Consider the following 23409-nt stretch of genomic DNA (forward strand, 5'->3'; position numbering starts at 1 on the left):
AGAATTCTGCGCCTTTTCAGTGAGGTATTTTCTTAGCTCAGACGGCCATGGCACTGTTTGTATTTTTTACCGGAACCGCAAGGGCATGGGTCGTTACGTCCCACTTTACGATCGCCGGTCTGTGCAGCCAACTCTTCTGCAACAGCAGACTCATCATCTTTGTGGCTCAGTTGCTGCATCTGCGCTAAACGCTCCGCATCTTCGCGACGCTGTTGCTCCATTGCTTCTACTTCTTCAGGCATACGTACCTGAACTTTGCTCAGGGTGCTGATCACTTCATACTTCAGTGATTCCAGCATTGATGCAAACATAGAGAAGGATTCACGCTTGTATTCCTGCTTCGGATCTTTCTGCGCATAGCCACGCAGGTGGATCCCCTGGCGCAGATAGTCCATCGCCGCAAGGTGCTCTTTCCACAGGGAATCGAGAGTTTGCAGCATCACACCTTTTTCAAAGTGACGCATCATTTCTGCGCCCACAACGTCTTCTTTGCGATGATAGACTTCTACAGCGTTGGCCAGGATACGTTCGCGCAGCGTTTCTTCATGCAGTTCAGGCTCTTTATCCAGCCACTCTGAAATCGGCATCTCGAGGTCGAAATCGTTTTTCAAACGTTCCTGCAGACCCGGAATATCCCACATTTCTTCCAGCGACTGAGGCGGAATGTACGCATCAATGGTGGCTTTGAAGACATCTTCGCGAATGCTGTTGATGGTTTCGCTAACGTCGGACACATCCAGCAGTTCGTTACGCTGGCTGTAGATGGCACGACGCTGATCGTTGGCAACATCATCGTATTCCAGCAGCTGTTTACGAATATCGAAGTTGCGGCTTTCTACTTTACGCTGCGCGTTAGCAATCGCTTTCGTTACCCACGGGTGTTCAATTGCCTCGCCCGGCTTCATGCCCAGTTTACGCATCATGCCAGACACGCGGTCGGAGGCAAAAATACGCATCAGCGCATCTTCCATCGACAGGTAGAAACGAGAAGAACCCGCATCCCCCTGACGACCGGAACGGCCGCGCAGCTGGTTATCAATACGGCGAGATTCATGACGTTCGGTACCAATGATGTGCAAACCACCGGAGGCCAACACCGCGTCGTGACGCACCTGCCAGTCAGCTTTAATCTGGGCGATTTGTTCTTCTGTCGGATTTTCCAGCTCGGCGACTTCTGCCTGCCAGCTACCGCCCAGCACGATATCCGTACCACGACCCGCCATGTTAGTGGCAATGGTCACGGCTGACGGATAGCCCGCCTGTGCGACGATTGCCGCTTCGTTAGCGTGGAACTTGGCGTTCAGTACGTTGTGCTTGATCCCCGCTTTGGTCAGCTCGTTAGAGACCACTTCCGATTTCTCAATGGAGATAGTCCCCACCAGCACCGGCTGACCATTCGCGGTACGCTCTTTAATATCTTCGATAATGGCCTGAATTTTTTCCGCTTCGGTCATGTACACCAGATCCGGCAAATCCTTACGGATCATCGGACGGTTGGTCGGCACCACTACGGTATCCAGTTTGTAGATAGAGCTGAATTCGAACGCTTCGGTATCTGCTGTACCGGTCATACCGGCCAGTTTTTCGTACAAGCGGAAGTAGTTCTGGAAGGTGATAGAAGCCAGCGTCTGGTTTTCGTTCTGGATTTCTACGCCTTCTTTGGCTTCAACAGCCTGGTGCAGACCGTCGGACCAGCGACGCCCCTGCATGGTACGTCCGGTGTGTTCGTCGACGATGATAACTTCGCCGTCTTTCACAATGTAGTCGACATCGCGGGTGAACAGCACATGTGCGCGCAGTGCAGCAGTCACGTGATGCATCAGCATGATGTTGCCCGGAGAGTACAACGACTCGCCTTCATCCATAATGCCTTCTTTCACCAGCAGTTCTTCAATCAGAACCAGACCACGTTCAGTAAGGTTAACCTGGCGCGATTTCTCATCGACAGAGAAGTGGCCTTCGCCCTGGAACGTGTCAGAATCTTCCTTCTCCTGACGGATCAGGTTTGGAATGATTTTGTTCACTTTCTTGTACATTTCCGAGCTATCTTCAGCCGGGCCGGAAATGATCAGCGGAGTACGTGCTTCATCGATCAGGATGGAGTCGACCTCATCCACCAACGCATAGTGCAGTTTACGCTGAACGCGCTCTTCCGGGCTAAACGCCATGTTGTCGCGGAGGTAGTCAAAGCCGTATTCGTTGTTGGTACCGTAAGTGATGTCAGCATTGTAAGCTTCACGCTTGGCCGGTGCCGGCAGACCTGACATGTTGATACCTACGGTCATACCGAGGAACTCAAACAGTGGGCGGTTATTTTCGGCGTCACGCTGAGCCAGATAGTCGTTCACGGTAACCACGTGTACACCTTTCCCGCTTAATGCGTTCAGGTAGGCCGGCAACGTTGCGGTCAGTGTTTTACCTTCACCGGTACGCATTTCTGCGATACAGCGATCGTTGAGGACCATACCGCCCAGCAACTGCACGTCAAAGTGACGCATACCGAACACACGCTTACTGGCTTCACGGACGACCGCGAATGCTTCCGGGATCAGGCTTTCAACGCTGGCGCCTTTTTCCAGACGCGCACGGAACTCCGCAGTCTTCGCTTTCAGCTCGTCATCGGAGAGTTTTTCCATCTCCGGTTCCATCGCGTTAATGACGTTGACCACTTTGCGCATACGACGCAGCGTACGCTCGTTACGGCTACCGAATACTTTCGTTAATAATTTGATTAGCATAATAAAATCTCAAACGCCCCGCGGTGCGGAGTCAAAAATTATAAGTTGGAAGGTTCTTTTTTAGCTGAGGCGTTGAGGGCCAGCGCGGATCCCCTGCTGCTGGCTTATCCAGACAGAAACACTAAACGCGGCCTGAGAAGTGAAATGGGCATATGTCACGCGACTTACTGTCGCCGGCGGTCTGCCTTCCTGCGTCAGCATCGCGCTGAGCGTATTCAGTAAAGCAAGATGATGCGCCTGGATCGGCAACGGCTCTTCGGCAACGGGCAGTGCCTGAGGAGCCATTGCAAAGGAAAGATGGCGTATAACCGTACGAATGGCATGTTGATGCCAATAATCAACAGTAAAATTCGGGCGACGGTTAGTGGCGTCCAGCAAAGCAAGCTGGTTAAAGTTAACTTTAGCGCCTTGATCGTGATTGCTGGCGGTCGCCTTCGCGGGGGTATTCGGTTCAGCAGCATTACCGATCGCGGGCAGGCCAAAGCTCGCCGCGACCATCCCTAATAAGAGATGCGGCCAGAAGTACCGTCTGCCTAACTGTCGCCAGCGCGTCAGTATTCCACTCACGTTAGTGCCACCTGATCTACCCTGCATTTGGGGTTTTAAATTCAAAACGATTTTTGCGCACAAATCTTATCATTAAAGCGTGCACTCCACAGCAGTAATGACAGCAAGTCGCGGTTAAATATGCTTAAGAAAGCAGCGATCGCGCTGTATTTTAATCTGACAGCGGGGAAAAAGTCGCATCGGAAAAGACGGTGAGCTATCGGAGGATAAAAAAAACGACTGGCTCACCTGGCCGGAGAGAGTGCCAGATTTACCAGTCGAATTTATACGACAGTTTGTGTCGTTATGCCAGTACAGTCGAAGGCGCTTTGAACGCCAGCGGCAGTTCTGCATCGTCCTGGAAGGTCACATATTCCCAGGCTTCCTGTTTTGCCAGGACCGCCTGCAACAGTTTGTTATTCAATGCATGACCGGATTTATACGCGGTAAATGCACCAATAATGTTGTGACCACACATGAACAAGTCACCGATCGCGTCGAGCATTTTGTGACGAACGAATTCATCTTCAAAACGCAGGCCGTCTTCGTTCAGTACGCGATAATCGTCAACAACGATGGCACAATCGAAGCTGCCGCCCAGGCACAGACCGCGGGACTGCAGATATTCGATATCACGCATGAAGCCGAAAGTACGCGCACGGCTGATCTGGCGCATGAACGCATCAGCAGAGAAGTTCATCGCATAGCGCTGCGTGCTGGAGTCGATCGCCGGGTGGTTAAAGTCGATGGTGAAATCCAACGTAAAACCATTATACGGCTTAAACTCAGCCCACTTGTCGCCATCTTCGACGCGAACGGTCTCTTTGATGCGGACAAATTTCTTCGCACTGTTCAGTTCTTCAATACCTGCGTCAAGCAGCAGGTAGACGAACGGAGCAGCACTACCATCCATGATCGGGATTTCCGGGGCATTAACCTCAATAACGATGTTATCGATACCTAAGCCCGCCAGAGCAGCATTAAGGTGCTCAACGGTTGAAATCCGCACATCATGCTCGTTGACCAGACACGTACAGAGCATGGTATCACGCACAGATTTGGCATCGGCCGGGAAATCTACCGGAGGATTCAAGTCGGTGCGACGATAGATGACCCCGGTGTTGGCCGGCGCAGGGCGTAATGTCAGGGTGACTTTTTTGCCGGTATGCAAACCGACGCCAGTCGCCTGAACGATACGTTTAAGAGTCCTTTGTTTGATCATCGTATAATCTCGCCAAATTACCTATCCAACCGAAGTGTACTATACATTCGGTGGGCCAGTTTAGCACAAAGAGCCACAATTCCCAAATTCCAGCTAATTCTTAATCAGCTTGCTTACGCAGGAATGCAGGGATATCCAGATAATCCGGTTCTTTAGTGGTTTGCGGCGTATTGTCGTTAACCACCTTCGCTACCGGCTTCTGCTCTTGCGTCAACGGCGCCATACCGTGCTGCTGGTAACGATCCATTACCGGCTGCTGGACCTGCTTGTTGGTCACCAGAGTGATTTCAGGACGCTTGTCCATACCAATTCCAGTGGCAACAACGGTAACGCGCAGCTCGTCGTTCATATCCGGGTCCAGAGAAGTACCGATAACCACAGTCGCGTTATCCGATGCAAATGCACGAATCGTGTTACCTACGGTTTCGAACTCATCCAGACGCAGGTCGAAGCCCGCGGTAATGTTAACCAGCACGCCACGCGCACCAGACAGATCGATATCTTCCAGCAGAGGAGAAGAGATAGCCATTTCAGCGGCTTCTTCCGCACGGTCTTCACCGCTTGCCACGCCGGAGCCCATCATCGCGTAGCCCATTTCGGACATCACGGTGCGCACGTCGGCAAAGTCGACGTTCATCAGGCCCGGACGGGTGATCAGTTCAGCGATACCCTGGACTGCACCTTTCAGTACGTCGTTCGCAGCGCCAAATGCATCCAGCAGAGAGATACCGCGACCCAGCACTTTCAGCAGTTTGTCGTTCGGAATAGTGATCAGAGAGTCCACATGTTTGGACAACTCGGTGATACCCTGCTCCGCAAATGCCATACGCTTTTTGCCTTCAAAATTGAAAGGCTTAGTCACGACAGCAACGGTCAGAATACCTAAATCTTTTGCCACTTCAGCAACCACTGGCGCTGCACCGGTCCCGGTACCGCCGCCCATGCCTGCTGCGATAAACACCATGTCTGCGCCGTCAAGCGCTGCACGCAGAGCTTCACGGTCTTCGTCTGCCGCATTGCGACCGACTTCCGGGTTTGCACCCGCGCCCAGACCCTTGGTGATGCCGCTACCAATCTGAATGGTCTGTCCAACCGCCGTTTTACGCAACGCCTGAGCGTCGGTATTCACCGCGAAGAATTCAACACCTTCGATGCGCTCACGCACCATGTGTTCAACGGCATTACCGCCGCCGCCGCCGACGCCGATGACTTTAATCACCGCGTCATTGGTCAGTTCCATAGGTTCAAACATAGTTTCTCTCTCCGTTTTACACTTTATCCTTCAAGCCGCCTCTTTGTTGGCTGCCTTCACTCACTCCCGTCACATAGTAAACTATGCTCCAGGAGATTCGCTCAGTTGCCGTCGCGATGCAACTTGAATGACGTTGTGTATGTGCCTGTCGCCTGAGGCCGTAATTATTGCCGGCCTCATAAAAATTAAAACTCTTTTCGCAGCCAACTATTGAGTCGTTTAATCCACGAGCCAACTGATGCCGTTACACGTTTTTCAACTTCAGCTTCACCACTTAAATGGGATTCTTTCCCGTAATGAAGCAACCCCACTGCCGTTGAATAATACGGCTCCTGGGCATAATCTGTCAGACCGGTAATATTGAGCGGCGCACCAATACGCACCTGCGTATGGAACACGCGCTGAGCGCAGGCCGCAAGACCTTCAATTTGCGCAGCACCACCGGTTAACACAATCCCCGCCGCCAGATGATGTTTCACACCCTGCTGGCGAAGTTGTTCCTGTAATTGCAAAATTTCTTCGTTGACCAGGTTAAGCAGCTCGGTATAACGCGGCTCAATGACCTCAGCCAGAGTCTGACGTTGCAGACTGCGTGGCGGACGACCACCGACGCTTGGCACTTCAACGCTCTCATCTTTACCAACAATAGAACCCAGCGCACAACCATGACGAACTTTAATGGCTTCCGCATCGCTCGGCGGCGTACCAAAGGCATACGCGATATCGCTGGTGACCACATTCCCTGCATAAGGGATGACTTTGGTGTGGCGCAACGCCCCGCCAGTATAAACGGCGATGTCCATTGTACCACCACCAATATCGACCACGCAGACACCCAGCTCACGTTCGTCTTCCGTTAGCACGGAATAACTGGCTGCCAACCCGGCAAATATCAGTTGGTCAACTTTCAGGCCACAGCGTTCAACGGCTTTGACGATATTCTTCGCCATGTCGTTGTGGCAGGTAATCAGATGTACTTTTGCCTGCATACGCACGCCGGAAAGACCGACCGGATTTTTAATGCCTTCCTGGTAGTCAATGGCGTATTCCTGTGGAATAACGTGCAGTACACGATGCTCATCGCGCACGCGTACGGATTTTGCCGTATGCACAACATTTTCCACATCTTCCTGGGTCACTTCCTCTTCGGAAATGGGCACCATACCAATTTCATTCTGACAGCTAATATGTTTACCTGAAAGCGCCAGATACACTGAGGAAATCTGGCAATCTGCCATCAGTTCAGCCTGGTCAATGGCGCGCTGTACGCATTTCACCACTGACTCAAGGTCATTCACCCCGCCTTTATCCATACCTCGCGATGGGCAACTGCCCACGCCAATGATATTGACCATACCGTCGGGCAGAACTTCCCCTACTAAAGCGGCTACCTTCGCGGTGCCAATCTCCAGTCCAACTACCAGTTTTCTGTCCGTCGCCTTGATCATTGTTGTTCTGCCTGTGCCTGATTCTGTTGCTGATTAGATTCCTCAGGAGGCAAGGGAACCCAGCCTACTGCTGCTCCTGAGTCATAACGCAAATCAACGTAGCTAATCCGTTTGCCATCGGTTTGCGCCTGCTGCTGTAAAACCGGGTAGAGTTCCACAAAGCGAGCCAAACGTTTTATCGTATCGCCCCTGCCCAGATTCAGCTTAATATCGTTATTAAGCGTTAACTGCCAGGAACGACGAGCGGTCATCGCCGCTTCCTTCAGGGTGAATCTATCCTTAGCCAGCACCTGCCCCATATCGCGGAACCCTTGCAACACTTCACTCGCGCTGCCTTCCGGGCCATACAACATAGGTAATACCTGCTTGTTAGCCCGACCGGTTGGAATGCTGAACGTATTTCCATCAGCATCCACCATATGTTGGTCATTCCAACGCGCTATTGGCACATATTCAACCAGATGAATCTTCAATTCATCAGGCCACTGCTTTCTGACGCTCGCCTGCTTAATCCAGGGGAGGCGTTCAATCTGACTTTGGATGATGTTTACATCCTGGGTCATAAAGGTTCCCGGTGCGCCAAGCGCCAGAATGGACTGACGAATATCGTCATTGCGCGTGTAGTGTCGCTCACCGGTCAATACCAGCTTCGACAATGGCAAACGCTGCGCATCTTCCATCCATCCCAACACGACCCAGCCGCTCACAAACACGGTGCACAGCACTGTCAGCAGAAACAAAATTCCTGCAAGACGCGTTCCATTATTGCGGCGTGAGGAGGCTACTTCTTCTTCATCACCGTTTCGCGTGTTCAGCGCAGCCTGCGACATATCAGTCCGCCAACGCCAGAATTCGAACGACCAACTGCGAGAAGCTCAGGCCCGCCTGACGCGCCGCCATCGGCACCAGGCTGTGGCTGGTCATACCCGGAGAGGTATTGGCTTCCAGCAGATAAAACTGGCCATCGCTGTCCAGCATAACGTCAATACGGCCCCAACCTTTACAGCCCAATGCGTTCCACGCTTTCAGGACTAATGCCTGTAATTCGGCCTCCTGGTCAACTTCCAGACCAGCAGGACAGAAATATTGTGTCTCATCAGACAGATACTTCGCCTCATAATCATAGAAGGTTCCCGCGGGTTGGATACGTATTGACGGTAAAATTTCTTCGCCGAGTATCGCAACGGTGAATTCTGGCCCACTGAGCCATTTTTCAATCAGCACTTCTTCATCATGCTGAAAAGCCAATGCTAATGCAGTTTGCAAAGCATTTTCTTCTTCAACTTTTGACATCCCTACGCTGGAGCCTTCACGGCTTGGCTTAACAATCAACGGCAAGCCTAACGCAGAAACTCTCGTAACCACTTCATCGCTAAGACCTTTTTCGAACTCAGCACGGGTCAATGCCACCCATGGCGCAACGGGCAATCCCGCCCCCTGCCACAGCAGCTTGCTGCGCAGCTTGTCCATTGAGATAGCCGATGCCATAACGCCGCTGCCGGTATACGGCAGGCCGATCTGCTCCAGCATGCCCTGCAGCGTACCATCTTCACCACCGCGACCGTGCAGAGCAATAAATACCTTCTGAAAACCCATTGATTTCAGAAGAGTGACATCAACCTCTTTCGGGTCAACCGGATGGGCATCCACGCCGCCTTCGCGCAAACCCGCCAGCACAGCCGCGCCAGAATTCAGCGACACTTCTCGTTCTGCGGAGGTGCCCCCTAACAGGACCGCGATTTTATCAGCCATGTTGTTCTTCCTCCGGGTTTTGCGGCTTCAGTTTGATTTCAGCTAAGGAACGCGCGATTTTGCCGATATTTCCAGCGCCTTGCACCAAAATCAGATCGTTGCCGGTTAATACCGGTGCCAGCATTTCCGCTACCTGGGCCGGATCGGACACCAGAATAGGATCGATCTTACCGCGACCACGAATGGTACGGCACAGCGAACGGCTATCGGCCCCCGGAATCGCAGCTTCACCTGCGGCATACACGTCCAACATCAGCAGCGTATCAACCTGTGTCAGCACGTTGGCAAAGTCGTCGTACAAATCGCGTGTACGCGTGAAGCGGTGCGGTTGGAACAGCATCACCAAATTTTTGTCCGGCCAACCTGCGCGTGCGGCTTTGATCGTGGCATCGACTTCCGTTGGGTGATGGCCATAGTCATCAACCAGCATCGCCGTTCCGGCTTTACCGTTGACTGGCTCAAGCGGGAATTCACCCAGGAAGTCAAAGCGGCGTCCGGTACCCTGGAAACTTTCCAGCGCGCGCAGAATCGCGTCGTCTTCAATACCCTCTTCCGTTGCCACTGCCACGGCTGCCGCCGCGTTCAAGGCATTGTGACGACCAGGCGCGTTCAACGTCACACGCAAATCGGCCATCCCCTGACGCAGCAGCGTGAAGTGACCCTGTGGGCCAATCTGTTGATAATCTTCTACGCGGACGTCAGCATCATCGCTGAAACCATAGGTGGTGGTCTGACGCCCGACGCGCGGTAACAGCTCGCGGATCACCGGATCGTCAACGCACATCACCGCACGACCATAAAACGGCAAGTTATGCAGAAAATTAATAAACGTCTGCTTTAAATTTTCGAAGTCGCCATGGTAGGTATCCATATGGTCAGCTTCGATATTGGTGACAATCGCCACCATCGGCTGCAAATGCAGGAACGACGCATCGCTCTCATCGGCTTCCGCAATCAAATAACGGCTGTGACCCAGACGTGCATGCACGCCCGCCGCCTTCACCAGACCGCCGTTCACAAAAGTCGGATCGAGGCCCGCTTCTGCATAAATACTGGAGACCATCGCCGTGGTCGTGGTTTTACCGTGGGTCCCGGCAATGGCGATACCGTGACGAAAACGCATCAACTCTGCCAGCATCTCCGCACGGCGGATTACCGGGATACGCGCTTCGTGGGCCGCAACGATTTCCGGGTTATCCGCGGAAATAGCGCTGGACACCACCACCACGCTCGCATCACGTACGTTTTCCGGGCGATGGTTGAAAAAAATCGTGGCACCCAGATTCGTCAGTTGCTGCGTAACCGGATTCGGCGCTAAGTCAGAACCGCTGATCTGATAACCTTCATTGGCCAAAACTTCGGCAATACCGCCCATACCGGCACCACCGATGCCGACAAAGTGGATGTGCCGAACGCGACGCATTTCGGGCACGATGGAACGCAGTTTTGCCAGTTGTTGTGTATTCATTCTTTAGCCATTAACTTCTCAGTTCATGCGATGCAAAAGGCATCACCACAATTACACCCGGGCAGCCCGGCTCACTTCAGTTGCAACCCGCTCGGTGGCATCCGGTATGGATGCGGCGCGAGCACGCTCTGCCATGGTTAATAAAGTTTCTCGTGACCACCCGGACAGGGTGCTGACGACGGCATCCACAGTAAATTGCGGCTGCTCAAGAATTTTCGCTGCGCCCGCTTTCTCCAGCGGCAACGCATTCCAGTACTGTTGTCTGTCTTTATGTTGAAACGGCACGAACAGCGCGGGTAAACCTGCGGCAGCAATCTCGCTCACCGTCAGTGCGCCTGAACGACAGACCACAACATCCGCCCACGCGTAAGCTGCTGCCATATCATCAATAAATTCAGTGACCTTATGCTGTGGTTGCCCCGCATCTGCATAAGCCTGTTCCACGGTTTGCTGCGCGCCTTTACCGCTCTGATGCCAGATAGTCACTGCGTCGCCAAGTTTTGCAGCGACCTGCGGCAACGTCTGGTTCAGCACGCGCGCGCCCTGCGAACCACCGACAACCAGCACGCGCACCGGACCTTCGCGCCCAGCCAGACGTTCTTCAGGTAACGGCAGTGCAAGGACATCAGTACGCACTGGATTCCCCACCACTTCCGCATTCGGGAAAGCACCTGGGAAGGCCTGCATCACCGTCGTCGCGATCTTCGCCAGCCATTTGTTGGTTAATCCGGCGATACCGTTCTGCTCATGCAGCACGACCGGAATACCTAACGACCAGGCCGCCAGGCCGCCAGGACCAGACACATAACCACCCATGCCCAGTACCACATCGGGCTTAAACTGCTTCATGATGGCGCGCGCCTGACGCCAGGCATTAAAAATACGGACAGGTGCCGCCAGCAACGCGTTGAGGCCCTTTCCGCGCAAGCCGGAGATGCGAATAAAATCAATGTCAATGCCATGCTTCGGCACTAAGTCCGCTTCCATACGATCGGCGGTGCCCAGCCAACGAACCTGCCAGCCCTGGGCCATTAAATGGTGCGCAACCGCCAGTCCCGGGAAAACATGTCCACCGGTACCGCCTGCCATCACCATTAACCGCTTCGGTTGACCACTCATCGTGCACCTCGTGTAAACGCCTGGGCTTTTTCCAGACGCGTTTCATAATCAATACGTAACAAAAACATGATGGCTGTCGACATGATCAACAAACTGGAACCACCATAGCTGATCAGCGGTAACGTCAGACCTTTGGTTGGCAGCATGCCCGCCGCCGCGCCGACGTTTACCAGCGCCTGGAAGCTAAACCAAATCCCGATGGAGCAGGCTAAGAAACCTGAAAAACGGTGGTCAATTTCCAGCGCCTTACGACCGATCGACATCGCGCGAAAAGCGACGAAGAATACCATTAAAAGAGCGAGTACCACACCGATATAACCCAGCTCCTCCCCAATAATGGCGAAGATAAAGTCGGTGTGCGCTTCCGGTAAATACTCCAGTTTTTGCACTGAATTACCTAAGCCTTGCCCCCAAACCTCACCGCGACCAAAAGCCATCAGCGACTGTGTCAGCTGATAGCCGCTGCCAAACGGATCTTCCCAGGGATTCCAGAACGAGGTCACACGGCGAATACGATACGGTTCGGCGAGGATCAGCAGCACGACTGCGGAAATCCCCATCCCGATGATGGCGATGAACTGCCACAATTTGGCGCCAGCCAAAAACAGCATCGCCAGCGTGGTAACAAACAGCACCACCACCGTACCGAGGTCAGGCTGTGCCAGCAGTAACACCGCCAGCACCAGGATCACGCCCATCGGTTTTAAGAAGCCGCGCAGGTTGTTACGCACCTCATCCACCTTACGTACCAGATAGTTGGCGAGATAACAGAACAGCGACAGCTTAGTAAACTCCGCAGGCTGAATACGCAGCGGCCCCAGCGCAATCCAGCGCGACGCCCCGTTAACCGAGCTGCCTACAACCAGCACGATCAGCAGCATGATGATAGAAGCGATCAGCATGGTGGTGCTGTACTTTTGCCAAAACTCCATCGGCAGACGCAGCGTGACCATCGCCAGACAGAACGCCAGGAAGATATACAGCGCATCGCGTTTAGCGAACAGGAACGGATCGCCCGCCAGACGTTGCCCAACGGGCATTGACGCCGATGTCACCATCACAAAACCAATCGCTGCCAGACCAAAGGTCAGCCACAGCAGCATGCGGTCATACATGATCAGGCTGTCCGCGTCTTTATCACGCGACGCCATCACCCAGCCTTTAAGTGCCGCAAAGACCCACGCCAGGATTCCGAGTCCCGGTACGCGCGGCAGTTTCAGACGAGGGAGAGATAATCGCATCAACCCAACTCCTTCGCCAGATGGGTAAAGACATCGCCACGTTGCTCAAAGTTTTTAAACTGGTCGAGGCTGGCGCAAGCCGGCGACAGCAACACCATATCGCCCGGTTTAACACGTGGCGCGAGCAGGCGCATCGCCTGCTCCATGGTTTCAGTTTGTTCCGCCACTTCCGGTCGCAACGCGGCAAGCTGCGCGCCATCACGACCAAAGCAGTACAGTCGAATGCGATCGCCGCTCAGGTAACGGCTTAGCGGGGAAAAATCGGCTGATTTCCCATCGCCGCCCAACAGCAGGTGCAGAGTGCCATCAACGTGCAGGCCATTCAGCGCCGCTTCGGTACTGCCCACGTTGGTCGCTTTTGAATCGTTGATCCAACGCACACCGTTATGATTCAGTACCAGTTGGAAACGATGCGCCAGTCCGGTAAAGGTGGTCAGCGCTTTCAGGCTCGATGCCCGCGGCAGACCCGCCGCATCCGCCAGCGCCAGCGCTGCCAGAGCGTTGGTATAGTTATGCTGGCCGGTAAGCGTCATCTCTTTCACATTCAGAACTTTTTCACCCTTCACCCGCAGCCAGGTTTCGCCCTGCTGACGATTAAGGTGATAGTCCCCCATGTTGACACCAAAGCTCACGCAACGCTCATCGGCACCACGAACCGGCATGGTCAGCGCATCATCCGCATTGACTACGCAGACTTTCGCATTCTCGTAAACGCGCAGTTTGGCTGCACGGTACTGCTGCAGTCCAAACGGATAACGGTCCATATGATCTTCAGTGACGTTCAAAATGGTTGCCGCAACAGCCCGTAAGCTGGAGGTTGTCTCCAGTTGGAAGCTGGACAGCTCCAGAACATACAATTCGCGCTCAGCGTCCAGCAGCATCAGAGCAGGCAGACCGATATTACCGCCAACACCGACGTTTACTCCAGCCGCTTTCGCCATTTCGCCAACCAGCGTCGTGACGGTGCTTTTACCGTTTGAACCGGTGATCGCGACGATGGGAGCCTGTGCTTCGCGGCAGAACAGTTCGATATCGCCGACAATCTCAATTCCCGCATTTGCGGCAGCGCTCAGCGAAGGGTGCGCCAGGGCAATACCGGGGCTGGCGACGATGAGATCGGCGGCCAACAGCCAGTCATCATTCAGGCTGCCAACATGATGCTCAACCGCTTCCGGTAATTTATCCAGGCCCGGCGGCGTCGCGCGGGTATCCATGACGCGCGGCGTGACGCCGCGTGCCAGGAAGAAATCCACGCAGGACAACCCGGTCAAACCCAGACCGATAATGACGACTTTTTTACCCTGGTAATCAGCCATGATTAACGTACCTTCAGCGTTGCCAGGCCAATCAGGACCAGCATCAGCGAAATAATCCAGAAACGCACAATCACACGCGGTTCCGGCCAACCTTTCAGTTCATAGTGATGGTGAATCGGTGCCATACGGAAGATGCGCTGTCCGCGCAGCTTAAAGGACCCCACCTGCAGAATGACCGACAGGGTTTCCACCACGAAGACACCGCCCATGATCACCAGCAGGAACTCCTGACGCAGCAGTACGGCAATAATACCCAGCGCGCCGCCCAGCGCCAGCGATCCGACGTCGCCCATAAAGACCTGAGCCGGATAGGTGTTAAACCACAGGAAGCCTAAACCTGCGCCGACAATCGCCGTACAGACAATCACCAATTCGCCAGCGTGGCGTAAATAAGGAATGTGCAGATAGTTGGCGAAGTTCATGTTACCGGTCGCCCATGCAACCAGTGCAAAACCGGCGGCCACGAACACGGTCGGCATAATCGCCAGGCCATCCAGGCCGTCGGTAAGGTTTACCGCATTCCCGGTACCGACAATAACGAAGTACGCCAACAGGATGTAGAACAGCCCCAGTTGCGGCATGACATCTTTAAAGAACGGCACCACCAGTTCAGTTGCCGGGGTGTCTTTTCCTGCCAGATACAGCGCAAACGCGACCCCTAATGCAATAACCGACATCCAGAAATATTTCCAGCGCGCGATCAGACCCTTGGTGTCTTTACGCACCACTTTGCGGTAGTCATCGACAAAACCGATAATACCGTAGCCAACCAGCACCACCAGCACGCACCACACGTACGGGTTGGATGGGTAGGCCCACAGCAGCACGGAGATAACAATCGCGGTGAGGATCATGATGCCGCCCATGGTCGGCGTACCGCGTTTACTAAAGTGTGATTCCGGGCCGTCGTTACGCACGACCTGGCCAAATGACATTTTTTGCAAGCGGGCGATCATACGCGGGCCCATCCACAAAGAGATGAACAGCGCGGTCAGCAGGCTGACGATGGCGCGAAACGTCAGATAGGAAAAGACGTTGAAGCCGGAATAATATTTGACCAAATGTTCGGCCAGCCAAACTAACATGTTCCATTCTCCTGTAATGCGCGTACTACCTCTTCCATGGCGGCACTACGTGAACCCTTCACTAAAATCGTCATGATCTGATGTTCTGCAATCAGCGCCTTAAGATGCGCGGTCAGCGCGGTTTTATCCGCAAAATGCTCACCAACGCCGCTGGCATGGCTAATTGCCTGACTCAGTTTCCCTGTACTCAGCACACGGTCGATACCTGCGGTTTTCGCAGCAACACCCACCTGTACGTGGCAGGCTTCGCTTTCCGCGCCAAGCTCTGCCATATCGCCCACGACCAATACTCGGTAGCCCGGCATCTCAGACAGCACCTGTACCGCTGCGGTCATCGAACCGACGTTCGCGTTATAGGAGTCGTCCAGCAGCAGTTGATTTTCTGCAAGTTGAATTGGGAACAGTCGGCCCGGGACCGCTTGCAGATCCTTCAGACCCGCTTTCACGGCATCTGGCGTTGCGCCTACCGCCATAGAGAGCGCAGCCGCCGCCAGGGCGTTAGCAATATTGTGACGACCCGGCAGGGGCAGCAGAACATCAATGCTTCCGGTTGGCGTTTGCAGCGAAAACTCTGTGCCGTGTGAGGTCACATGAACGTTAGCTGCCGAAAAGTCGCTGTTAGCCGCATTCGGCGAGAAGCGCCAGACTTTGCGATCGCCGATGATGCTCTGCCAGTTCAACCAGTCGTTGTTATCGGCATTCATAATGGCGACACCGTTCGCTGACAGGCCGGTAAAAATCTCACCTTTTGCCTTCGCCACACCCGCCAGAGAGCCGAAGCCTTCCAGATGCGCGGCGGCCAGGTTGTTCACCAGCGCCGCTTCCGGGCGTGTCAGGCCAACGGTCCAGGCGATTTCGCCCTGATGATTCGCGCCAAGCTCAATCACGGCATAGTCGTAATCGTTGTTTAACCGCAGCAGCGTCATCGGTACGCCGATGTCGTTATTCAGGTTGCCCGCGGTATATAAGGTATTGCCGCACTGACTCAGAATGGACGCCGTCATCTCTTTGACGGACGTTTTACCGGACGAGCCGGTTAGTGCAACTATGCGCGCCGGAACCTGGGCGCGTACCCACGCCGCCAGCTCGCCAAATGCCAGGCGCGTATCTTTTACAATGAGTTGCGGCAGATCGGTATCCAGCGCACGGCTGACCAGCAGCGCGCCCGCGCCATTTTCTTTTGCCGTATCGGCAAAATCGTGGGCATCAAAGCGTTCACCTTTCAGTGCGACAAATAAACAGCCTGGCGTGACTTTACGCGTATCGGTCGTGACCGCATCAAGGGTCAGATCGCCCCCTTTCAGTTCGCCGCCGAGGATTTCCGCCAGTTGGCTGAGCGTTACGCTAATCATGCGATAACCCCCAGCAGACGTGCTGCCGTCACGCGGTCGGAGTAGTCGAGACGGTGTGCGCCGACAATCTGGTAATCTTCATGGCCTTTGCCAGCGACCAGCACCACGTCATTTTCTTTTGCCTGCATGATGGCGCTAGTGACCGCTTCAGCACGGCCTTCCATCACTTTTGCCTGCCCGGCATCCAGCATACCCGCCAGAATGTCATTGATAATGGCGCGAGGCTCTTCGGTGCGTGGGTTATCATCCGTAACCACAACGACATCGGCAAACTGCTCGGCAATGGCCCCCATCAACGGACGCTTGCCTTTGTCGCGATCGCCGCCGCAGCCAAAGACGCACCACAGCTTGCCGGTGCAATGCAGACGGGCCGCCTGCAGCGCTTTTTCCAGCGCATCCGGCGTATGAGCATAATCAACCACTACCGTCGTTTTACCCGGTGCGCTGAATACTTCCATGCGCCCGCAGACCGGCTGCAGTCGGGCCGCCGTTTTCAGTAAATCGGCTAACGGATACCCCAACGCCAGCAGTGTGGCCAGCGCCAGCAGCAAATTGCTGACGTTAAACGCCCCCATCAGGCGGCTTTCAATTTCGCCTTCTCCCCAGGTAGAGGCAAAGCGAATCGTTGCGCCACTATCGTGATAGTTCACCTCAACGGCTTTCAGCCAACGACCGTGGCAGTTGGGATTGATATGGTCTTCCATCGAGACAGCTACCGCATCCGGCAGCTTCGCCAGCCAGCGGCGCCCCACTTCGTCATCCGCATTGACGATAGCCTGTCCACTGTGATGCGTGGAGTACAGCAACCACTTCGCGGCTTCATAGTGTTCCATATCGCCGTGATAATCGAGATGGTCACGGCTTAAGTTGGTAAATACTGAGGCCGCAAATTTCAGCGCCGCCACGCGGTGCTGAACCAGGCCATGCGATGAAACTTCCATCGCGCCAAAGGTCGCGCCCTGTTCAACCAGCCCCGCCAGCACATGCTGAACGTCAACGGCTGACCCAGTGGTATTTTCCGTCGGGATCACTTTACCCAGCAGGCCATTACCTACCGTTCCCATTACCGCACTGGTTTCGCCAAGCAGTTGGCTCCACTGTGCAAGCAGTTGGGTAGTGGTGGTTTTACCGTTCGTTCCGGTCACACCGACCAGACGCATATTTTCAGATGGCTCGTGGTAAAAGCGGCCTGCCAGTGCAGATAAACGCTCGTTAAGCTGGCTGAGATAGATGACCGGAACGCCGTGCATTTCTCGGATTTCGCCGTCTGCGGCCTCATCTTTTGCCTCTGCAATAATGGCAGCCACACCTTGCGCTATCGCCTGCGGGATATATCGACGCCCGTCCGCCTGATGACCCACTACTGCTACAAAGAGATCGCCCGATGCAGCCACACGGCTGTCGAGTGTCATCTCTCGCAGTGCTCGCTCCGGTGCACCCGGCACCCATGGAGCAAGAAGGTCGCGCAAATTACGATCTGCCACCTGTTGCCTCGCCTTGATTATTCACAAATTCATTTTTATCGCCCGTTGTCAGCGCATCCGGTTCGATGTTCATGGTGCGCAGTACGCCGCCCATGATGGCACCGAAGACCGGCGCGGAAACGGCGCCACCGTAATATTTACCCGCCTGCGGATCGTTGATAACAACAACCAGCGCGAAGCGCGGCTGACTCGCAGGCGCAACGCCTGCGGTATAAGCAATGTATTTATTGATGTAGCGGCCATCTGGCCCGACCTTTTTCGCCGTACCGGTTTTAATCGCGATGCGATAGCCTTTAATCGCCGCCTTCACGCCGCCACCGCCCGGCAGCGCCACGCTTTCCATCATGTGCACCACAGTGCGTACGGTCGACTCCGGGAAGATACGCTCGCCCGGAACAGGAGGGTCAACTTTAGTAATCGACAGCGGGCGATAAACGCCATAGCTACCGATAGTTGCGTAGACTCGCGCTAACTGTAACGGGGTTACCATTAGCCCATAGCCGAAAGAGAAGGTGGCCCTCTCTATGTCAGACCACCGTTGTTTTTGAGGATATAAGCCACTGCGTTCTCCGACCAACCCCAAATTGGTCGCTTTTCCCAGCCCAAAACGTGAGTAAGTATCTACTAACGCTGAGGACGGCATCGCTAACGCCAGTTTGGAAACACCGACGTTACTCGACTTCTGCAAAACCCCGGTAAGGGTCAATTCGCTATAACGCGCCACGTCTTTAATTTCGTGGCCATTAATTCGGTAAGGAATGGTGTTAAGTACGGTATTTTCACGTACCACGCCACGCTGCAGCGCGGTCATCACCACCATCGGTTTGACGGTAGAACCCGGCTCAAACACGTCGGTAATGGTCCGGTTACGCATTGCGTCTTTCGGCGTACCGGTGAGATTGTTCGGGTTGTAAGACGGGCTGTTCGCCATCGCCAGCACTTCACCGGTGTTCACATCCACCAGGACCGCGCTGCCTGACTCCGCCTTGTTGAACGCCACGGCGTTATTCAGTTCACGGTAGACCAGCGCCTGTAAACGCTCATCGATGCTCAGCGCGAGGTTGTGCGCCGCCTGGCTGTCGGTAGAGGAGATATCTTCAATGACGCGGCCGTAGCGGTCTTTACGTACAATACGTTCGCCCGGTTGCCCGGTGAGCCATTTGTCGAAGCTCTTCTCAACGCCTTCAATCCCCTGGCTGTCGACGTTGGTAAAACCAATGAGGTGAGCGGTCACTTCCCCGGAAGGATAGTAACGGCGGGATTCTTCGCGCAGATGAATGCCTGGCAGCTTCAGCTTCTTGATGTAGTCGGCCATGTCAGGGTTTACCTGACGCGCCAGATAGATAAAACGCCCTTTCGGGTTGGCGTTAATGCGGGAAGCCAGTTGATCGAGCGGGAGGTTCAGCGCAGTCGACAGCGCTCTCCAGCGTTCGCCAACGCTCACGCCGCCTGCGTCATGCACCTCTTTCGGGTCGGCCCAAATCGCCTTCACCGGAACGCTCACCGCCAGCGGACGACCTGAGCGGTCGGTAATCATCCCGCGTGATGTAGACACTTCCTGGACGCGCAGAGAACGCATGTCTCCCTGACGCACCAGCATGTCTGGCGCAATGATTTGCAGCCAGGCAACACGCCCCAGCAGGAAACCCAGCGCCAGCAAAATACAGCCGCACAGTAACGCAAAACGCCAACTGATAAAGTTGGCTTGTTCTTCCTGGCGTTTTGGTTTGTGCGTTTTTGCCGCTGCTTTCATGCGTCGCGTTTATCCTTATTTTTGTACTACGATATTTTCTTGTGAGGGATCAACATGCTGCATTTGCAGCTTTTCCGTTGCGATCCGTTCAACACGGCTATGATCACCGAGCGCGTTCTCTTCAAGGATCAAGTTACGCCATTCGATATCCAGCGCATCTCGCTCCAGAACCAGCTGCTCACGCTGCGCGGTCAGTAATCGCGTATGGTGTGCGGTTGTTACGACGGTAACCGCCGTCAAAATAATGCAAATGAACAGGCAGAGTGGCAGCTTCCCGAACCGCAAAAGATCGTCACCGATCACGCCAGGCAAGGCATGGCGCTCGTTGCTTCCTATCGATCCTTTAACTTTGCTGAGGGCTTCTGTCACTCTGCTGATCATGCGTTCGTCCTCTCTGCAATACGCAGAACTGAACTACGGGCACGAGGATTTTCTGCGACCTCTTCTTCACCCGGCATCAACTTGCCTAGTGCTCTCAACTCACGACCGCCCAGTTTTTTGATCTGCGCTTCGGTCATCGGTATTCCAGCCGGAACCTGAGGACCACGGCTTTGTTCGCGCATAAAGCGTTTCACAATGCGATCTTCAAGCGAATGGAAACTGATTATCGAAAGGCGACCGCCTGGTGCCAGCACGCTGAGCGAGCTTTTTAGCGCCTGCTCTATCTCCTCCAGTTCACTGTTTACCCAAATGCGCACCGCCTGGAAGGTACGGGTCGCAGGATGTTTAAATTTGTCTTTTACCGGCATTGCCGCTGCAATGACTTCCGCCAGCTCTTTGGTACGGGTCATCGGTTCAACGCGGTTGCGCTCGACAATGGCGCGGGCAATACGTTTGCCGAAGCGCTCCTCGCCAAAGGTTTTAATCACCCAGGCGATATCAGCTTCATCGGCGGTTTGCAGCCACTCGGCGGCAGACTGACCGCGCGTTGGGTCCATACGCATATCTAACGGACCGTCACGCATGAATGAAAAGCCGCGTTCGGCATCGTCAAGCTGCGGAGAAGACACACCAAGATCAAGGAGGATTCCATCGATCTTGCCGGTAAGTCCACGCTCGGCGACATAATCAGCCAGCGCAGAAAAAGGTCCATGAATGATGGAGAAACGGGGATCAGTAATCGTCTGGGCAACGGCAATAGCCTGCGGATCGCGATCGATGGCCAGTAAACGTCCCTCTTCACCAAGCTGTGAGAGGATCAGACGTGAATGACCACCGCGACCAAATGTCCCGTCAATGTAGATGCCGTCTGGACGAATATTCAGGCCATTTACGGCTTCATCCAGCAACACCGTGGTGTGTTTATAATTTTCCATCATCTTATAGAGACAAGTCCTGCAATCGTTCCGACAGCGCGCCGGTCACAGACTGCTCAGCGTCGATATCTTCCTTGACCTGTTGATACCAGGTCGTTTCATCCCACAGCTCAAACTTATTGAACTGCCCAACCAGCATCACTTCTTTCGTTAACCCTGCGTGTTGCCGCAGAATGGGCGCTATCAATAATCGACCAGCGCTATCCATCTGACATTCGCTGGCATGTCCCAACAATAAGCGTTGTACACGACGCTCAGCCGGATTCATGCTCGACAGGCGAGATAGCTTCTGCTCGATAACTTCCCATTCAGGCAGGGGGTACAGCAGCAGGCACGGGTGATGGATGTCAATGGTGCAAACCATTTGACCGGTAGCGCTCTCAAGCAGTTGATCCCGATAACGGGTAGGCACCGATAAGCGCCCTTTACTGTCGAGATTAACTAACGTTGCTCCCCGGAACATGCCAGTCTCACCCCCAATCACCACTTTATCCCACAAAATCCCACTTAAAGGAGTTTACGGAGCGGAGGAAAACCTTGTCAAGCAAGTCACGGCGCTCAGCGGAGCAAAAAACCCAATGTTTACGGCTAATATCAACGTTGAGCAAATTTCATACAGCGAACAAAGCAAATTAACGTCATGAATATTTGTAAGAAAAAAATCCAACAACTCATCATTGTTTAAAACAACTCAATATCAACCGAGGAAAATATAAAGTGTCAGTTTGCGACGCGAGCGGCATTTTAGGACAATATGCGGCGAGATAACAGTACCAGTTCATCGGTCTGTACGGCCCGTACGGCCAAGGAAGGCGAGAGATTGCCGCAATTCGGCGGCAAAGTGTTTGTTAATTCGGCAAATCCACACAAGCATGTAACAAAATAATACAAACGTAACGCGTCGTTACGTATCAATAACCCAAAAAAGGATAGTTGCATTTTTAAATTAGGATAATTAAAGAATGAATTTCAGATAATTCTAAAGAATATTCTTAAATATAATGCGGTTATTTCTGAGAATAAAATAGTTGATGGCATCGAAGCATTCTCTCCAATGCCATCAATAGCAGCCACTTAGGTACGGCTAAGGATGCCGCGGCGGTACAGATTACGCCGAATGCGCGTTAATCCTGGTTTTGGTTTACGCGGTTCATCAAGGCTTGCAAGGACGATCTCCAGCACACGTTCAGCCACATCACGGTGGCGCTGTGCTACTGCCAGCACCGGGCATTGCAGGAAGTCGAGCAATTCATGATCGCCGAAGGTCGCAATGGCTAAATCGGACGGCAGTTGCCCATCGCGACGCAGGGTCACATCCATCACCCCCTGCAACAGGGCAAACGACGTGGTAAACAACGCCTGAGGCATCGGATGCGTTTCCAGCCATTTATCAAACAGTTGCGCTGCGGCCTCCCGCTCATAGCTATTGGCGTACAGGAAGTGCACGTCACGTGGATCGTCTTTCCACGCGGTACGGAAACCCTGTTCACGCAGGAAACTGACCGATAATTCAGGGAGCGCCCCCAGGTAGAGCACAGTTTCAGCAGGGAATTTACGCAATTCCTCCGCCAGCATTTGGGCATCATCCTGATCTGCGCCGACAACACTGGTGAAGTGTTCACGATCCAGCGCACGATCCAGCGCGACAATCGGGAATGAACTGTTCGCCCAGCGCTGATAGAACGGATGTTCCGGCGGTAATGAGGTAGACACAATAATGGCGTCAACCTGACGCTGTAAAAGATGCTCAATACAGCGCATTTCGTTATCTGGCTGATCTTCAGAGCAGGCAATCAGCAGTTGATACCCGCGCTGACGCGCCTGGCGTTCCAGGTAGTTTGCAATGCGGGTATAACTCGTATTCTCCAGGTCCGGGATCACCAACCCGATAGAACGTGTGCGTCCAGCACGGAGCCCGGCCGCCACAGCATTAGGGTGGTAATTATGTTCGCGCACCACCGCCATGACTTTTTCGACCGTTTTGTCGCTTACGCGGTATTGCTTTGCTTTGCCATTAATAACGTAGCTTGCAGTCGTTCGCGAAACGCCGGCCAACCGAGCGATTTCATCCAGTTTCACAATTGCCCCTTGCGTAAAATGTACAAACCATAACCTTTAAGATGGCATGGGTTAAATTTATTAACATCTAAGCGCAGAATAATGACTGCGGCAACCGCTTTTGTCTCTGGTTACTGCTGATTTCGCAAAAAAAAGCGCAACAGGTCGTATCAGCGAAAACGGGGACGTTACCTGTAGGCCGGATAAGACGTTTACGCCGCCATCCGGCATGACCTCCACGATGATGCCTGATGGCACG

The 23409-nt window shown here is 53.9% G+C and carries 19 protein-coding genes; all 19 read right to left on the reverse strand.

The window, feature by feature from the left end; all coding sequences use genetic code 11:
* Nucleotides 1–32: 32 nt before the first annotated feature.
* The 19 genes from secA to cra all read right to left on the reverse strand — a co-directional run bounded on the left by secA (nt 33) and on the right by cra (nt 23171).
* The gene (secA, locus tag HV261_RS22055) at nt 33–2738 is read right to left on the reverse strand and encodes a preprotein translocase subunit SecA (RefSeq protein WP_202039496.1); all 2706 of its coding nucleotides are present in this window, start codon (nt 2736–2738) and stop codon (nt 33–35) included.
* Between the two features lie 60 nt (nt 2739–2798).
* Entirely contained in the window at nt 2799–3305 is a 507-nt protein-coding gene (gene secM / locus HV261_RS22060) for a secA translation cis-regulator SecM (RefSeq protein ID WP_202039497.1), read from the reverse strand.
* Nucleotides 3306–3588: 283 nt separating this feature from the next.
* Entirely contained in the window at nt 3589–4506 is a 918-nt protein-coding gene (lpxC, locus tag HV261_RS22065) for a UDP-3-O-acyl-N-acetylglucosamine deacetylase (RefSeq protein ID WP_048212691.1), read from the reverse strand.
* Nucleotides 4507–4606: 100 nt separating this feature from the next.
* Nucleotides 4607–5758, reverse strand: a complete 1152-nt coding sequence (gene ftsZ / locus HV261_RS22070; protein WP_003018753.1) for a cell division protein FtsZ — start codon at nt 5756–5758, stop codon at nt 4607–4609.
* Between the two features lie 185 nt (nt 5759–5943).
* The gene (gene ftsA / locus HV261_RS22075) at nt 5944–7206 is read right to left on the reverse strand and encodes a cell division protein FtsA (RefSeq protein ID WP_003018755.1); all 1263 of its coding nucleotides are present in this window, start codon (nt 7204–7206) and stop codon (nt 5944–5946) included.
* Nucleotides 7203–8036 carry a cell division protein FtsQ gene (gene ftsQ / locus HV261_RS22080; protein WP_137383718.1) on the reverse strand — a complete coding sequence of 278 codons (834 nt, stop codon included), beginning with the start codon at nt 8034–8036 and terminating at the stop codon, nt 7203–7205. Before ftsQ ends, ftsA begins: the two co-directional genes overlap by 4 nt.
* A gap of 1 nt (nt 8037) precedes the next feature.
* On the reverse strand, nt 8038–8958 hold the full coding sequence (locus tag HV261_RS22085; RefSeq protein WP_202039498.1) for a D-alanine--D-alanine ligase: 921 nt from the start codon (nt 8956–8958) through the stop codon (nt 8038–8040).
* Complete coding sequence (gene murC / locus HV261_RS22090; protein WP_202039499.1) at nt 8951–10426, reverse strand: UDP-N-acetylmuramate--L-alanine ligase; 1476 nt, start codon at nt 10424–10426, stop codon at nt 8951–8953. Before murC ends, HV261_RS22085 begins: the two co-directional genes overlap by 8 nt.
* A gap of 51 nt (nt 10427–10477) precedes the next feature.
* Complete coding sequence (murG, locus tag HV261_RS22095) at nt 10478–11545, reverse strand: undecaprenyldiphospho-muramoylpentapeptide beta-N-acetylglucosaminyltransferase (protein ID WP_202039500.1); 1068 nt, start codon at nt 11543–11545, stop codon at nt 10478–10480.
* Nucleotides 11542–12786, reverse strand: coding sequence for a cell division protein FtsW (ftsW, locus tag HV261_RS22100; RefSeq protein WP_202039501.1), 1245 nt, complete (start codon nt 12784–12786; stop codon nt 11542–11544). The genes murG and ftsW overlap by 4 nt, the downstream gene beginning before the upstream one ends.
* Nucleotides 12786–14102 (reverse strand): UDP-N-acetylmuramoyl-L-alanine--D-glutamate ligase, encoded by a 1317-nt coding sequence (murD, locus tag HV261_RS22105; RefSeq protein WP_202039502.1) that lies wholly within the window; start codon nt 14100–14102, stop codon nt 12786–12788. The genes ftsW and murD overlap by 1 nt, the downstream gene beginning before the upstream one ends.
* A gap of 2 nt (nt 14103–14104) precedes the next feature.
* A complete protein-coding gene (gene mraY / locus HV261_RS22110; RefSeq protein WP_137383724.1) occupies nt 14105–15187 on the reverse strand; it encodes a phospho-N-acetylmuramoyl-pentapeptide-transferase in 1083 nt (360 codons plus the stop codon).
* Entirely contained in the window at nt 15181–16539 is a 1359-nt protein-coding gene (gene murF / locus HV261_RS22115) for a UDP-N-acetylmuramoyl-tripeptide--D-alanyl-D-alanine ligase (protein WP_202039503.1), read from the reverse strand. The genes mraY and murF overlap by 7 nt, the downstream gene beginning before the upstream one ends.
* Nucleotides 16536–18023, reverse strand: coding sequence for a UDP-N-acetylmuramoyl-L-alanyl-D-glutamate--2,6-diaminopimelate ligase (gene murE / locus HV261_RS22120; protein ID WP_202039504.1), 1488 nt, complete (start codon nt 18021–18023; stop codon nt 16536–16538). The genes murF and murE overlap by 4 nt, the downstream gene beginning before the upstream one ends.
* Nucleotides 18010–19776, reverse strand: coding sequence for a peptidoglycan glycosyltransferase FtsI (gene ftsI, locus HV261_RS22125; protein WP_016151691.1), 1767 nt, complete (start codon nt 19774–19776; stop codon nt 18010–18012). The genes murE and ftsI overlap by 14 nt, the downstream gene beginning before the upstream one ends.
* 15 nt (nt 19777–19791) lie before the next feature.
* Nucleotides 19792–20157 carry a cell division protein FtsL gene (gene ftsL / locus HV261_RS22130; protein WP_000625651.1) on the reverse strand — a complete coding sequence of 122 codons (366 nt, stop codon included), beginning with the start codon at nt 20155–20157 and terminating at the stop codon, nt 19792–19794.
* On the reverse strand, nt 20154–21095 hold the full coding sequence (gene rsmH, locus HV261_RS22135) for a 16S rRNA (cytosine(1402)-N(4))-methyltransferase RsmH (protein ID WP_202039505.1): 942 nt from the start codon (nt 21093–21095) through the stop codon (nt 20154–20156). Before rsmH ends, ftsL begins: the two co-directional genes overlap by 4 nt.
* Nucleotide 21096: 1 nt before the next feature.
* Nucleotides 21097–21555 (reverse strand): division/cell wall cluster transcriptional repressor MraZ, encoded by a 459-nt coding sequence (mraZ, locus tag HV261_RS22140; protein WP_202039506.1) that lies wholly within the window; start codon nt 21553–21555, stop codon nt 21097–21099.
* Nucleotides 21556–22166: 611 nt separating this feature from the next.
* The gene (gene cra / locus HV261_RS22145) at nt 22167–23171 is read right to left on the reverse strand and encodes a catabolite repressor/activator (RefSeq protein WP_202039507.1); all 1005 of its coding nucleotides are present in this window, start codon (nt 23169–23171) and stop codon (nt 22167–22169) included.
* Between the last annotated feature and the right edge of the window lie 238 nt (nt 23172–23409).

The sequence above is a fragment of the Citrobacter sp. RHBSTW-00671 genome (assembly GCF_014103415.1).
Taxonomy (GTDB): domain Bacteria; phylum Pseudomonadota; class Gammaproteobacteria; order Enterobacterales; family Enterobacteriaceae; genus Citrobacter.